At 63.8% G+C, this 13,882-nt stretch carries 12 protein-coding genes; 4 read left to right on the forward strand and 8 right to left on the reverse strand.

What is annotated here, in order from left to right; all coding sequences use genetic code 11:
• The first annotated feature begins 33 nt into the window (after positions 1-33).
• On the forward strand, positions 34-2,208 hold the full coding sequence (locus KJP30_RS06405) for an RNA degradosome polyphosphate kinase (protein WP_218448146.1): 2,175 nt from the start codon (positions 34-36) through the stop codon (positions 2,206-2,208).
• 164 nt (positions 2,209-2,372) lie between these two features.
• On the opposite strand, the gene KJP30_RS06410 is transcribed toward KJP30_RS06405, so the two are convergent.
• Complete coding sequence (locus KJP30_RS06410; RefSeq protein WP_218448147.1) at positions 2,373-2,759, reverse strand: hypothetical protein; 387 nt, start codon at positions 2,757-2,759, stop codon at positions 2,373-2,375.
• Positions 2,760-3,281: 522 nt separating this feature from the next.
• Here KJP30_RS06410 and KJP30_RS06415 point away from each other — a divergent pair.
• Complete coding sequence (locus KJP30_RS06415; RefSeq protein WP_218448148.1) at positions 3,282-4,580, forward strand: flagellin N-terminal helical domain-containing protein; 1,299 nt, start codon at positions 3,282-3,284, stop codon at positions 4,578-4,580.
• Between the two features lie 123 nt (positions 4,581-4,703).
• Positions 4,704-6,251 (forward strand): Ppx/GppA family phosphatase, encoded by a 1,548-nt coding sequence (locus KJP30_RS06420; RefSeq protein ID WP_218448149.1) that lies wholly within the window; start codon positions 4,704-4,706, stop codon positions 6,249-6,251.
• Between the two features lie 24 nt (positions 6,252-6,275).
• Here the strand turns inward: KJP30_RS06420 and KJP30_RS06425 are convergent, their stop codons facing one another.
• From KJP30_RS06425 to scpA, 7 genes are all read right to left on the reverse strand, one after another.
• Positions 6,276-6,671, reverse strand: a complete 396-nt coding sequence (locus KJP30_RS06425) for a hypothetical protein (RefSeq protein ID WP_218448150.1) — start codon at positions 6,669-6,671, stop codon at positions 6,276-6,278.
• Between the two features lie 41 nt (positions 6,672-6,712).
• Positions 6,713-7,723, reverse strand: coding sequence for an endonuclease/exonuclease/phosphatase family protein (locus tag KJP30_RS06430; protein ID WP_218448151.1), 1,011 nt, complete (start codon positions 7,721-7,723; stop codon positions 6,713-6,715).
• A gap of 4 nt (positions 7,724-7,727) precedes the next feature.
• On the reverse strand, positions 7,728-8,411 hold the full coding sequence (locus KJP30_RS06435) for a molecular chaperone DjiA (protein ID WP_218448152.1): 684 nt from the start codon (positions 8,409-8,411) through the stop codon (positions 7,728-7,730).
• 18 nt (positions 8,412-8,429) lie between these two features.
• Positions 8,430-8,939 carry a GNAT family N-acetyltransferase gene (locus tag KJP30_RS06440; protein WP_218448153.1) on the reverse strand — a complete coding sequence of 170 codons (510 nt, stop codon included), beginning with the start codon at positions 8,937-8,939 and terminating at the stop codon, positions 8,430-8,432.
• The gene (locus KJP30_RS06445; protein ID WP_218448154.1) at positions 8,936-9,547 is read right to left on the reverse strand and encodes a VOC family protein; all 612 of its coding nucleotides are present in this window, start codon (positions 9,545-9,547) and stop codon (positions 8,936-8,938) included. The genes KJP30_RS06440 and KJP30_RS06445 overlap by 4 nt, the downstream gene beginning before the upstream one ends.
• Positions 9,548-9,612: 65 nt before the next feature.
• A complete protein-coding gene (locus KJP30_RS06450) occupies positions 9,613-10,095 on the reverse strand; it encodes an MAPEG family protein (protein WP_246594366.1) in 483 nt (160 codons plus the stop codon).
• A gap of 115 nt (positions 10,096-10,210) precedes the next feature.
• Positions 10,211-12,340 (reverse strand): methylmalonyl-CoA mutase, encoded by a 2,130-nt coding sequence (gene scpA / locus KJP30_RS06455; protein ID WP_218448450.1) that lies wholly within the window; start codon positions 12,338-12,340, stop codon positions 10,211-10,213.
• Positions 12,341-13,435: 1,095 nt separating this feature from the next.
• On the opposite strand from scpA, the gene KJP30_RS06460 reads away from it, so the two are divergent.
• Positions 13,436-13,879: a DUF4174 domain-containing protein gene (locus tag KJP30_RS06460; RefSeq protein WP_218448155.1), complete on the forward strand. Its 444-nt coding sequence runs from the start codon at positions 13,436-13,438 to the stop codon at positions 13,877-13,879.
• The last annotated feature ends 3 nt before the right edge of the window (positions 13,880-13,882 follow it).

Raw genomic sequence — 13,882 nt, forward strand, 5'->3', positions numbered from 1 at the left:
ACCCTGTTTCAAAAACGGAGGCATAAGCGCCCCATGACACAAGCCGATTTCCTCACCGCCCCGCTTCCGCCCGCCACCGACCTGCCAGAGTTCGACACGACCGGACCGGGGCGTTTTTTCAACCGCGAACTCAGCTGGCTGGGCTTTAACTGGCGCGTGCTGGAAGAGGCCGAAAACCCGCGCGTGCCGCTGTTGGAACGGATGCGGTTCCTGTCGATCTCGGCGGCCAACCTTGATGAGTTCTATACCGTGCGCGTTGCCGGTCTCCGCGAACTGGCGCACGCGGGCAACACCACCCCCGCCGCGGACGGTCTGACGCCCGCCGAGCAACTGGTGCTGATCGACGAAGACGCCCGCAAGCTGATGGCCGAACAACAGCGCGTGCTGGTCGACCTGCGCAAGCTGATGGCCGACGAAGGCATTTCCATCGTCACCCGGCAAGATCTGACCGAGGGGGACGTCAAGTTCCTTGCCGATGCCTTTCTGGCGCAGGTCTTTCCGGTGCTGTCGCCGCTGGCCATCGACCCGGCGCACCCCTTCCCCTTTATCGCGAACATGGGCTTTTGCCTTGCGCTGCAACTGGAGCGGACCCGCGACAAGCGACCCTTGCAGGCGCTGCTGCCGATCCCGGCACAGATCGACCGGTTCATGGAACTGCCCACCGGCGAGGGCGGCCACCGGTTCATCCAGCTTGAAGACGTGCTGCTGCTGCATATCGACAGCCTGTTCCCCGGCTACCGGATCAAGGATCACTTTGGCTTCCGCGTGCTGCGCGACAGCGACCTTGAAGTCGAGGAAGAGGCCGAAGACCTCGTGCGCGAATTCGAGGTGGCGCTGAAACGCCGCCGCCGCGGCGAGGTTGTCCGCCTGACGATCACCAAGGGCGCGCCCGCGGGCCTGCGCAAGATCGTCATGGACGAACTGCATGTCGCCCCTGAAGAGGTCATCGAACTCGAAGGCATGATCGGCGTCGCGGACACCAAGGAACTGGTGATCGACGCGCGCCCCGATCTGCTGTGGAATACCTTTACCCCGCGTGTGCCGGAGCGGGTGCAAGACCACGACGGCAACATGTTCGACGCGATCAAGCAAAAGGACATGCTGCTGCATCACCCCTATGAAACCTTCGACATGGTGGTGCGCTTTCTCAATCAGGCGGCGCAGGATCCCGACGTGGTCGCGATCAAGCAGACGCTGTACCGGACGTCCAAGAATTCGCCCATCGTCGAGGCGCTGTGCGAAGCGGCCGAGGACGGCAAATCGGTCACCGCGCTGGTCGAACTGAAGGCCCGTTTCGACGAGGCCGCCAACATCCGCCAGTCGCGTCGGCTGGAACGGTCGGGGGCGCATGTGGTCTATGGCTTCCTTGACTGGAAGACCCACGCCAAGATCAGTCAGGTGGTGCGCCGCGAAGGCGACCGGCTGGTGACCTACACCCACTGGGGCACCGGCAACTACCACCCGATCACCGCCAAGATCTATACCGACCTGTCGTTCTTTACCTGCGATGCCGAGCTTGGGCGCGATGCGGCCAAGATCTTTAACTACCTCAGCGGTTACGCCATGCCCGAAGGGCTGGAGAATCTGCTGATCTCGCCGCACTCGCTGAAACCCGGCATGATCGCCATGATCGATCAGGAAATCGAACACGCCAAGGCGGGTCGACCGGCGCACATCTGGATCAAGATGAACTCGCTGATCGAGCCGGACATGATCGACGCCCTGTACCGTGCCAGCCAAGGCGGCGTGAAGGTCGACTGCGTGATCCGTGGCATCTGCGGGCTGCGCGCCGGCATCAAGGGCCTGTCCGAGAATATCCGCGTCAAATCCATCGTCGGCCGGTTCCTCGAACATTCGCGCATCGTCTGTTTCGGCAATGGCCACGGGCTGCCGCACAAGCAGGCGCGGGTCTTTATTTCTTCCGCTGACTGGATGGGCCGCAACCTGAACCGTCGGATCGAAACCGGGGTCGAAATCCACAACAAGACCGTCAAGGCGCAGATCGTCAGCCAGGTCATGGCGGCAAACCTTGCCGACACGGCGCAAAGCTGGGTCATGGAGCCTTCGGGCAAATTCACCCGCCACCCGGTGCCGGAGGGTGAGTTCGCCTTCAACTGCCACCGGTTCTTCATGGAAAACCCCTCGCTTTCGGGCCGGGGTTCGGCGGGCGCCTCGGACGTGCCGCAACTGACCCACGGCGAAGACTGACGCCACGCCGCGCTCACAAACGAAAAGCGCCCCTGCGGGGGCGCTTTTGCGTTTTTGGGGGAAATGGCGGGCGCATTCCGAGGCAGGATATCCAAGGCGGGTTTCAGGCTGGAGTCCGGTTCAAGGCCTGCGTCGCCGATGCTGCGGACGACACGAGGGGCGGGTTATCTGAAAGCCCAGGACGCCTGTGCCCGGATGTATTTGCCGCGCAGAACCGCAAAAATGCCTAGCAAGACACTAAATGCCATAAGTGGCCACGACAGAGCAAAGAAGAGTTCTGAACCACTGTTGGGATAACCAGGCAGAGGCCCCTCCAGAACGGTGCAGGCGGAATGACCTTTTGCCAGGATTTCAAAACTCAGGCGTGAAGAAAACCACAGTTGCCAAGGAATGATGGGAAGAATTGGAAGCGACAACAAAACGATAGAGCGGGCTTTCGACGACGACCACAAACAGAGCAACCCAATGCCATAGAGAGCAAGTGATAGGACCACGCCATACAACCTGTCGGCATCGCCCCCGGTACAGGTGCCAGCAACACGCGCGATCACTGTATTCCCTGCCGCGAGGTAAAAGGACGTTATCGAAAGTGGTTGCCATAGGTCCATCTGCCAAGCCTAGCCCCGCAAACGCGATGATCATAGGTCAGACAGCAGATTCAAAAGTGGTCAAATGCACGGATGTGGCGAGTTGGTACTGGGTTGCGCACAGCAGACACCCGACCGCCTGTATCACGCAGAAATTCAGGCGCTGTTCCTTAGTTGTACGCCTTGGCAGTATGACAGCAGCCCGGCCTGCCGAAATGGAAATTGGCGGCACCGTCTTGTTTCGGAATCGGCAACCTATGTTTCCATAACGTCAACAAACCCTGGACAATCCGCGCCATAGTCTTGCCCCAATATCACCGCTGCGGCGCCGCAAATCCTTAAACAGAGGTTAAAGTCGATGACCGCAAACTGCGCGGGCACGGGTCTGTCCCGTGGCGCAGGCCTAGCGATTCGCCTGCAACGTCAGAAAGACGGCCATGCTGCCGGGTGCGAAACGCGCCCTCTGACGAGAAAGGCGAAAGCTAAATGTCGAGTATCAATTCCAATCCCGGGGCCACCGCGGCCCTTCAGACCTTGAAGGCGATCAACGCCTCGATGTCGAATACGCAGGCGCAGATCGCGACCGGCAAGAAAGTGTCCTCGTCGCAGGACAATGCGGCGGTCTGGGCCATCGCCAAGACGATGGAGGCCGATGTCGAAGGCTTCAAACGGGTTTCCGACAGTCTCAGCCTGGGCGAGGCCACGGTGTCCGTCGCGCGTCAGGGCGCCGAGACCGTCACCGACCTGCTGACCGAGATCAAAGGCAAGGTTGTTGCCGCACAAGAGGAAAACGTCGACCGGGCCAAGATCCAGACCGACATCGAAGCCCTGCGCAACCAGATCAGCTCGATCGTCAGCGCCGCACAGTTCAACGGTCAGGGCTTGTTGACCAACACCGACCAGACGGCGGGCAGCGGCGGCATCAACGTGCTGTCCTCGATCGACCGGTCGATGGACAGCGTCGAGTCCAGCGATATCCGCATCGCCAAGCAAGACCTTGGTCAGGGCGCGGCCAGCATCGGCAGCGGGCTGACCGCGCTGGCTGCGGGCGCCAATGACATCACCGGCACCGGCGATGCAGTTGCCGCCACCCTGACCGGCGCGGCCACCGCCCCCACCGGCACCACCACCTTTGGCAGCGGCGCATCCGCCACCGTGGCCGCGGGCACCGGTTTTTCGGTCGAAATCTCAAGCACGGCGGGCGGCGCGCCTTCGAACACCTCTGGCCGCAATGACATCAGCTATGTCGCCCGCGATGGCGACACGATGGCGGATGTGGCAGCGGGGCTTGCGGCGGCTTTCAACAAATACGTGTCCGACGACCTTGGTGCCGGCAACGAAGGCACCATCGACGCCTCTGCCAGCGGCAACCAGATCACCTTTACAGGGGCCGATCAGGGTGGCGACAACTTCTCGATCACGGTGCAGCAATACGCCGCCGACAGCAGCAGCACCATCGGTGGCGGTCTGGCGGAACTGGCCAACATCGACGTGACCACGCAGGAAGGCGTCGACAGTGCCCTGACCGAGATGGAGGGCCTGCTGCAAACCGCCATCGACGCCGCCGCAGCCTTTGGTTCCGCCGAGATGCGGCTGGACACGCAAAAGGAATTCGTGTCGGGCCTGACCGATGCGCTGAAATCCGGGATCGGCACGCTTGTGGATGCCGACCTTGAAGAGGTTTCGGCCAAATTGCAGGCGCAACAGGTTCAACAACAGCTTGCAATGCAAGCGCTTTCCATCGCGAACCAATCGCCGCGTTCGTTGCTGTCGCTGTTCCGCTAAGGGGCCCGGCCCGGCTTGGGCGGCGGGTTGACCACACGCCACCGCCCCAGTCAATCCCAGCCTTTTGATTGACCCCACGCCGTCCGGCGGGCGATAACCCCGGCGGACGGCATCGGGATTCGCATGGACGGTCAAGACGACACTCACGGACACTGGGATCCCTTCGGGCGGCCGCTTTTCAACGATCCGCAGGCGCGGGCGCTCAGCCGGGTGGGCGTGGTCGACATCGGCTCGAACTCTGTCCGGCTGGTGGTCTTTGACGGTGCCGCCCGCAGCCCTGCCTATTTCTACAACGAAAAGATCATGTGCGCGCTCGGCGCGGGAATGGCCGAAACCGGTCGGCTGAACCCCGAGGGCCGCGAACGGGCGCTGCGGGCGTTGCTGCGCTTTCGCGCGCTGGCCGACGGCATGGACCTGCCCGACCTGACCGTTGTCGCCACCGCCGCCATGCGCGATGCCGAGGACGGACCAGAGTTCCGCCGCGTGCTGGAATCGGCCACGGGCCTGCGGGTCTGGGTGATCGACGGCGCCGAAGAGGCGCGGCTGTCGGCGCAGGGTGTGCTGCTGGGCTGGCCCGGGTCGTACGGGTTGGTCTGTGACATTGGCGGTTCCTCGATGGAACTGGCGGAAATCCACGACGGCGAAGTGGGTCGGCGGGTGACTTCGCCGCTGGGGCCGCTGAAGCTCCGCGACATCGAAGGCGGCCGCAAAGGCCGCGACAAGCAGATCAAGCGCGAACTCAAGCGGCTGGCCGATCACATGGGAACCCAACGGGACCGCCTGTTCCTTGTCGGCGGCAGCTGGCGCGCAATCGCGCGGATCGACATGCATCGCCGCGGCTATCCGCTTCAGGTGCTGCATGAATACCGGATGGACGTGGAATCCGTCGCGGACACCATCGCCTATATCGAGTCGCATGAGGATCACGACAGCCTACGCAAGGTCTGTGGCGTGTCCTCGACCCGGATGGCGCTGGTGCCTTTCGCAAGCGAGGTTCTGCTGCGGCTGATGGAGTGTTTTCAGCCCAGCGACATAGCGATTTCCAGCTATGGCATCCGCGAGGGCCTGCTGTACGAACAGATGCCCGACGTGCTGCGCAGCCGCGATCCTCTGGTCGAAGCCTGCCGCTTTGCCGAAGCCAAGGATGCCCGCCTGCCCGGCTTTGGCGCCGCTCTCTATGACTTTGTGCTGCCGCTGTTTCCCGATGCCAGCCCTGCGCGCAAACGGCTGATCCATGCCGCCTGCCTGCTGCATGACGTCAGCTGGCGCGCCCATCCCGACTATCGCGCCGAAGTCTGTTTCGACAATGCCACGCGCGCCAACATGGGTGGGCTGAAACACTGGGAACGGGTCTATCTGGGGCTTGCGCTGATGCACCGCTATCGCAACAAGCGCGAGGGCACCCGCTTTGAGGATCTCTTTGCCCTGCTCGACGGCGCCCATCAGACCGAGGCCGAGGTGCTGGGCAAGGCGCTGCGATTCGGCGCGATGCTCTGGACGCTCAAGGCCGACGGCACCGGTCCGCGCCTGACGTGGGACGCCGAAAGCCGCGCGCTGGAACTGTTGCTGGATGCGGGCACCGCGCCGCTTTATGGCGAAGTGGCGGAATCCCGTCTGAAATCGCTGGCCGACGCGCTGGAGGCAGAAACCCGCGAGGTGCGGATCGCCTGATCCATCCACGCGCGCGTTATCGGGTCAGAGGTCGATCTGCGCGTCCGGGTCTGTCCGGGGCTCGGGCTTGTCCTTGGGGCCGTTTTCGGGCGTTTCCGGGGTCAGAGGCACGCGGCGGCGGATGATGATGTCGCCGTTATCCAGCATCTCGGGAGGGTGGTAGAGCGTCCAGTCCTCCACCTGTTCCAGCAGTTGACCCAGCGCGGGGCCCATCTCGGCGGCGAAGTCGCGCAACAGCGGCTGCATCTCGCGCGCGGTCTTGTCCAGTTCCTTCAGCGCCGGTTCCATTTCGGTCATCAGGCCGCGCAGGAACAGCTTGGCCCCCTCTTCCATCAGGTTCAGACCATCGGTTTCCTCTTCCGCAGCCAGTGGTGCGGCAAGCAGGGAAACCACGAGGGCGGGCATGACAATCTGTCTCATGCCTTGGAATATAGGGGCGCCGGGTAACGCTGGGAAGACGGTCAGAGATCGACATCCAGCGTGACCGGAAAATGATCCGAGGCCACCAGAAGCGCACCGCGCAGCGCCTCGTCCTGCCAGCACTCGGCGTCATCGAAAGGATGCCAGATCCGCCAACTGGGCGCGCAATCGCGCAAGCGGCTGGAAATCATCACGTAATCCAGCAGTGCCTGTAGATAGCGCTTTTCCGAATGGATGTAGAACCGCGCGGTGGTCGGCTGTGCCCCGATCCGCCGTTGCAGTGCCTCGGCTGCGTGGGGATCATAAAGCAGCATCTCCGCGTCGTCGCCATTGCCCAGAAGGATTTCGACCGAACTGCGCCCGAACAGCCCTTCGTAGCTGTCCAGACCGGGACCGTCGTTCAAATCGCCCATGAGGATCAGATCCTCGCCCGCGTGCAAATGCGCGACAATCCGGCGGCGCAGCCAGACCGCCTGTGCCAGTTGCTTGCGCCGGTTGGCGATGGCCAGTTTCATGATCGCGTCGCGCCCCTTGGCCCCGTGCGGCGCCTTGGATTTCAGATGCGCACCGATCATCCGCAGCTTGCGCCCCGACAGGGTTTCCACAGCAAGTTCCAAAGGGGGCTTGGAGAAATTGACGATGTCGGCCCGCGCGTCGATGTCGAGGTCGATGCCGAATTCCATGTCAAAGCGCGGCGCGGCCTCGTCGTCGCGTGGATCATGTCGCACCCGCAGCTTATCGGCGTCGTATAGCAACGCGATTTCCTGCTGGGTGTTGTTGGCGAACCCGGTCACCACGTCGCGGGTGCGCAAACCGGCGGCCTCGGCAAAATTGGCCAGGGCTCGGGTGGTCGACCGGCGGCGATTGGTGTCCGGGGCCTCGATCACCATGATCGCATCGGCATCAATCCGGCGAAATACATGGCCCAGCGCCTCTAGCTGGTCCCCCCGGGTGATCCGATGCCGCCCGCCCGGTTCATCGTCGATCAGCGGCCGCCCCTTGTTGTCGAACAGCGAATCGAACCATTCGACGTTGTAGCTGGCCAGCCGCACGGCGCTAGGCCGGTTCGCGCGCCGAGATCTCTTCCCAGGCGCGGTTGATGTCGATAAGCCGCCGTTCAGCGATCTTGACCGCCTCTTCGGGGACACCACGGGCGATCATCGCGTCGGGATGGCCTTCGCGGACCAACTGCCGCCACCGCTTGCGGATCTCAGGCATCGGCATCTCGGGCGAAACCCCCAGAACCGTGTAGGGATCGGGCGCGGCATCGGGCACAAAGCGCGCGCGCAGGGCGCGGAACTGGTTTTCGCTCAGCCCGAAGATCCGCGCCACATTGGTCAAGAACTCGTTTTCCGCCGGATGGTAACAGCCATCCGCCATCGCGATGTGGAACAGCCCCTCCATCAGGTCGCACAGCGTGCCCGATGTTTCGCTGAACATCGCGGCGATGCGGCGGGCGTAATCCTCATAGCCTGCCACGTCCTGCCGCGCGAGGTTAAAGACACGCGCCGCGCCGGCCTCGTCCTCGGCCGCGATGTGGAAAACCTCGCGAAAGGCGGTCACCTCGTCGCGCGTCACCAGCCCGTCCGCCTTGGCCATCTTGGCCGACAGGGCAATCACCGCGATGGTAAAGGCCACCGACCGTTCCGGCGGCGCGCGCAGGCTGTCAAAGACCGCCGCCAGCCCCTCGCCGGTGGTCAGCGCCTGCAAGGCGCGCGAAATTCGGATCCAGATCGACATGGGGTCAGTCTACGCGGTTCAACGGTTCTCTGTCAGGAGCGGTTCAAGAATTTTCTGCATCAGCACAAGGTCCATCCAGCGGCCGAACTTGTGCCCCACTTGCGGCAGGCGGGCAACCTCGACAAAACCCAAACGTGCGTGAAAGGCGATCCCGTCGGGATTTTCTCCGCTGACCCCGGCCCAAAGGCTGTGAACATCCGCTTGGCGCGCCACCTCCTCCAGCCGCGCCATCAGGGCACGCCCTGCCCCGCGACCCCGCGCCCCGGGCGCCAACTGGATCGAATGCTCCATGGTAAAACGATACCCCGGCCCGCCGCGAAACTGGAAATACGTGGCAAATCCCAGCAGCGCGCCCGCGTCTTCCGCCACCTGAAAGGCATCGCCACGGGCGGCAATATCCCCCCGGATCCCTTCGACGGTCTTCAACTGGGTGGTGAAGGTGGCGGCGCTGGTTTCGATCACGGCGTTCCAGATGGCGCAGATCGCCTGCGCATCTTCCGGCACTGCACTGCGGACCACGAAACTCATAGAACCACCGGCCCGCCGGGGCCGTCGATCTCCGCCACAAGGCGCGGTTCGGGACCGGTTTCGAATCCCACCAGCGGGGCGGCAAGATAGGGGGCCAGCAAGGCCTGCACATCCCCGACCCGCGGGTGAATCACCCGCAAGGCCCGCAGGTACAGCCCGGACGGCGGCAGGCTCTGCCCCGGCGGTTCGGCCACATGCCATTGGATCAGCGCTGGAAACAGCCCGTCAAAAGGCAACTGCCCGTCCTCCGGCACCGCCATGGACCAGCGCAGCCCATCCCGCTCCAGATCCACCCGGCGTCCCGCCATGGGCAGTGCGGCAATCGCCGCATCCATGTCCGGCACGCGGCAGATCCACTTGTCCAGCCGCGCCGGGCCCGCAAACCCGTCCAAACCAAACCAGCGCGGATCAGGCGGCGCAGGGGCCGCCGGGTCAATGGCAATCGCCTCAAGATACAGCTGCGGCGCCAACCCCAGCAGCCGGTTCCATGTGCCATAGCGGGCATGCCGCCCGCCCGGTCCCATCGAAACCCCCAGCGCCGCCTCGCAAAAGGCCACGGCAGAGCCAAGCTCCGTTCCCGCCACGGCGATATGATCGAGTTCCAACATCGCGCTTGCCCTCCGCTGCATCGCGGCGGCGACACTAGCGAGGCCAGCCCGCGATGAACAGAGCCCTAAGCCAGCATCCGCACCGCCTCGCGCAGAACCAGACAGGCCACCAGAACCGTCGGATAGAAACTCGCCGCAAAGCCAAAGGCCCGCAGCGGCGGCGACAGGTGATACCCCAGCCAGAACGCCAGCCGCGCCAGCAGGAACCCCGCCCCCAGCGTCAGCACCGTGCCGCTGCCCAGAACCAGCCCCGCCAACGGCCAGATACAGGCCGCAAGAACACATTGCTCGACGGTATTCCGCAACACGCGGTCATCGATCCCGGCGGCCTCGGACAAGGGCCCGCCATCGATCAGCGCATCGTCGAAAAACCGCCGCTGCGCCAGCCGCCCGATCATCAGCAAAAGGGGCAGTCCGGCGCAAACCCCGGCAACCGCCAGCGCCATCCCCAAAGGCACATCCTTCCAGACTGGCCCCAACCAGACGACCATAACCGCCCAGATGGCGCCAAGCCCCATGCCGATCAGGATCGCGAAACGCTTGGGCAATGCCGGACCTTCAGCTTCTTCTTGGCTCAAATACTCAAAATTCGGGGCGCAGCCCCGGAACGCGCGCCCGTCAGGGCGCGCGCCGGTCGGCCCGCGCAAGCGGGCCGAAACCTGTTCAGGCCGCGTCGGCCCGGGCGTCGCGGATCAGCCGCAGGATATCCTGCGCCGCCTCGGGGATATTGGTCCCCGGACCAAAAATCGCCTTCACCCCGGCATTGTAGAGGAATTCGTAATCCTGGTGCGGTATCACCCCGCCGCAGATCACGATGATGTCGCCCGCACCCTGCGCCTTCAACTCCTGCACCAGCTGCGGCGCAAGCGTCTTGTGTCCGGCTGCCTGGCTGGAGATCCCGATCACATGCACATCGTTGTCGATCGCATCCTGTGCCGCTTCCTCCGGCGTCTGGAACAGCGGCCCCACATCCACGTCAAAGCCGATGTCGGCAAAGGCGGTGGCGATGACCTTGGCGCCGCGGTCATGGCCGTCCTGCCCCATCTTGACCACCAGCATGCGCGGGCGGCGGCCTTCGGCCTCGGCGAAATCCTCGACGGATTTCTGAATGGCGGCAAAGCCTTCGTCGCCTTCATAGGCCGCGCCATAGACCCCGGCCAGTGTCTTGACCTCGGCCCGGTGCCGCCCGAATTCCTTTTCCATTGCCATGCTGATCTCTCCGACAGAGGCCCGTGCGCGGGCCGCTTCGACCGCCGCTTCCAAGAGGTTGCCGCCTTCCTTTGCCCGGCGCGTCAACTCGTCCAGCGCCGCCTGGCAAGCGGCTTCGTCGCGGCTGGCGCGGATGTTTTCCAACCGGGCGATCTGGCTGTCGCGCACCTTCTGGTTGTCGATGTCGAGGATGTCGAGTTCATCCTCTTTCTCGAGCTTGTACTTGTTGACGCCGACGATCACATCGGTGCCCCGGTCGATGTCAGCCTGACGCTGGGCGGCGGCTTCTTCGATACGCAGCTTGGGCATTCCGCTTTCGACCGCCTTGGTCATGCCGCCCATCTCGTCCACTTCCTCGATCAGCTTCCACGCGGCTTCGGCCAGGTCATGGGTCAGCTTTTCGACGTAGTAAGAGCCCGCCAGCGGATCGACCACCTTGGTCACGCCAGTTTCCTCTTGCAGGATCAGCTGGGTGTTGCGCGCAATCCGCGCGCTGAATTCCGTCGGCAGGGCAATCGCCTCGTCCAGCGCGTTGGTGTGCAGCGACTGCGTGCCGCCCAGCACCGCCGACATCGCCTCATAGGCGGTGCGGATCACGTTGTTATAGGGATCCTGTTCCGCAAGGCTGACGCCGGAAGTCTGACAGTGGGTGCGCAGCATCTTCGAACGCGGGTTCTGCGCGCCCAGATCTGTCATGATCCGATGCCACAGCATCCGCGCCGCGCGCAGCTTGGCCACCTCCATGAAGAAGTTCTTGCCAATGGCAAAGAAGAACGACAGCCGCCCGGCGAATTTGTCGATGTCCATGCCGGCATCCATTGCCGTCTTTACGTATTCCTTGCCGTCAGCAAGGGTAAAGGCCAGCTCCTGCACCAGGTTCGCCCCTGCCTCCTGCATGTGGTAGCCGGAGATCGAGATCGAGTTGAATTTCGGCATCTCGTTCGAGGTATACTCGATAATGTCCGAGATGATCCGCATCGAGGGTGCGGGCGGGTAGATATAGGTGTTGCGGACCATGAACTCTTTCAGAATGTCGTTCTGAATGGTCCCGGACAGCACGCTGCGGTCATGGCCCTGTTCCTCACCGGTGACGATGAAAGAGGCCAGCACCGGGATCACCGCGCCGTTCATGGTCATCGAGACCGACACCTTGTCCAGCGGGATACCGTCGAACAGGATCTTCATGTCCTCGACGCTGTCGATGGCAACACCGGCCTTGCCCACATCGCCCACCACGCGGGGGTGATCACTGTCATAGCCACGGTGCGTGGCAAGGTCGAAGGCCACGGAAACGCCCTGCTGACCGGCGGCCAGCGCCTTGCGGTAAAAATTGTTCGACTCTTCCGCCGTGGAAAATCCCGCGTACTGGCGGATTGTCCAGGGTCGGCCAGCGTACATGGTCGCCTTGACGCCGCGGGTGAACGGCTCTGCCCCCGGCAGGGTATTCATGTGCGGCAGGTCGGCGGTGTCCGCCTCGGTGTACAGCGGCTTGACCTCGATGCCTTCGAGGGTCTTCCAGGTCAGATCCTCCAGCGGGCGGCCGCGCAGTTCTTTTTCCGCGTCCTTGCGCCAGCTTTCGGGCATGTCTTGGGTCGGATCACTCATGGTCACTTCCTCTTGTCGTGTCAGCCGCGTCCGGGCGTTGTCCCCGGTTGGCGGTGTCAGGGTCTCTGTCAGTTGGGCCAGCCCGTCCGCGCCCGCGCGCAGCCAGGCAAGGTCCTGTTCGTAGGCAAGGCGCAGGCGGGCGGCCTGCGCGTCGTCGAATGGGGTCCAGCGGGTTGGCACCGGTGCCTCGCGCAGGCCGCGCGTGTCCTCGCCGCGTGCCTCCAGCGTGGCGTGCAGCGTGGCGGCATCCGGACGCCGGTTTTCCAGAAAGCTGCCGGTTTCGGCGCGCGGCAGATCGGCAGCACCGGTCATGGCGCGCAACAACAGGTCGGGCCGGTCAGCGAAACATTCAAATGGCGTGACCTGGATCACCGCACCCGGACAGGCAACTGCAAGATCGGTGATGACAGCGCGCCAGCTGCGCGTGCCACTGGCCAGTGCCTCGATCACCTGCGGATCGGGGCGCGACTGGCCGCGCGGCACAAGAAACGCCACCACCGAAGCCCACCAGTGATCCAGCGAACGGATCTGCAAGGTGATGCGATTCACCCCGTCCATGGCCGTCGCCAGACGCGCCATGCGTTCACCGATGGCGGGGTACAGCGCGCGTTGCCGCAGACAATTGCGGGCGCTGCCGATCATGTTCTCGTCGGTGACGACAAGGTGATCCAGCCCCGATTGGCGGGACTTTTCAAGATTCAGAACAAGGCGGCCAGCGGCGCGGCGCGCAGCCTCGGGCGTGTCGGGACGTTCGACTACGTCGAACAAAAGCCCCTCTTTGCGGGTGCGGCGCGGCCCCCAAAAGCCGATGCCCTGTGCCTTCAACGCCGGGCCATGCGCGCGCAGGTAGGCCTGAAAACTAGTTGTGGCGGTGCGATGCGCGCCCGCATGCAGGATAATATCCATCAAGTCGATGCCCCCCGGCAGGTTCCGGCCGCGTCCATGCGCAGCCCTGCGATTGGTTGGCGGCGATCCTTGCCAGAGGAGCCTTGGCAGGCGGTTAAGGTTAAATTTTTCGACGCCGGGATCGGGCGACCCTGTGCAGCCCGCCACGGCGCGCTTATATCTTGGGTCATGCAAGGATTGACCCGAGTGATTGCCGCGGCCCTTCTGGGCGCATGTGCCAGCCTTTCGGCCGCCCAGGGCGCCGAAACGGGCGAACCGTTCCAGATGATCCATCCCGCCAGCGAAACCGCCCTGGAGGATTGGCTGTGGATCAAACGCCCGGTGGTCGTCTTTGCCGACAATGCCGCCGACCCGCGATATGTCGAGCAGATGAAACTGATCAGCGACCGGCTGGCGGCGCTGGAAGATCGCGACGTGGTTGTGATCACCGATACGGATCCGGCCGCGCGATCCTCGGTGCGGCAGGCCTTGCGTCCACGTGGGTTCATGCTGGTGGTGATCGCCAAGGACGGCAGCATCGTGATCCGCAAGCCCGGGCCGTGGTCCGAACGCGAGATCTCGCGTTCGATCGACAAGCTGCCGTTACGCCAACAGGAAATTCGCGACCGCTGAACC

The sequence above is a fragment of the Antarctobacter sediminis genome, from assembly GCF_019218285.1.
Lineage (GTDB): Bacteria > Pseudomonadota > Alphaproteobacteria > Rhodobacterales > Rhodobacteraceae > Antarctobacter > Antarctobacter sediminis.

Coding starts and splice junctions, on each gene's coding strand:
- KJP30_RS06405 (WP_218448146.1), top strand. CDS start 34: ATGACACAAGCCGATTTCCTCACCGCCCCGCTTCCGCCCGCCACCGAC.
- KJP30_RS06415 (WP_218448148.1), top strand. CDS start 3,282: ATGTCGAGTATCAATTCCAATCCCGGGGCCACCGCGGCCCTTCAGACC.
- KJP30_RS06440 (WP_218448153.1), bottom strand. CDS start 8,939: ATGAGTTTCGTGGTCCGCAGTGCAGTGCCGGAAGATGCGCAGGCGATC.
- KJP30_RS06425 (WP_218448150.1), bottom strand. CDS start 6,671: ATGAGACAGATTGTCATGCCCGCCCTCGTGGTTTCCCTGCTTGCCGCA.
- scpA (WP_218448450.1), bottom strand. CDS start 12,340: ATGCCCGAAAGCTGGCGCAAGGACGCGGAAAAAGAACTGCGCGGCCGC.
- KJP30_RS06460 (WP_218448155.1), top strand. CDS start 13,436: ATGCAAGGATTGACCCGAGTGATTGCCGCGGCCCTTCTGGGCGCATGT.
- KJP30_RS06420 (WP_218448149.1), top strand. CDS start 4,704: ATGGACGGTCAAGACGACACTCACGGACACTGGGATCCCTTCGGGCGG.
- KJP30_RS06435 (WP_218448152.1), bottom strand. CDS start 8,411: ATGTCGATCTGGATCCGAATTTCGCGCGCCTTGCAGGCGCTGACCACC.
- KJP30_RS06445 (WP_218448154.1), bottom strand. CDS start 9,547: ATGTTGGAACTCGATCATATCGCCGTGGCGGGAACGGAGCTTGGCTCT.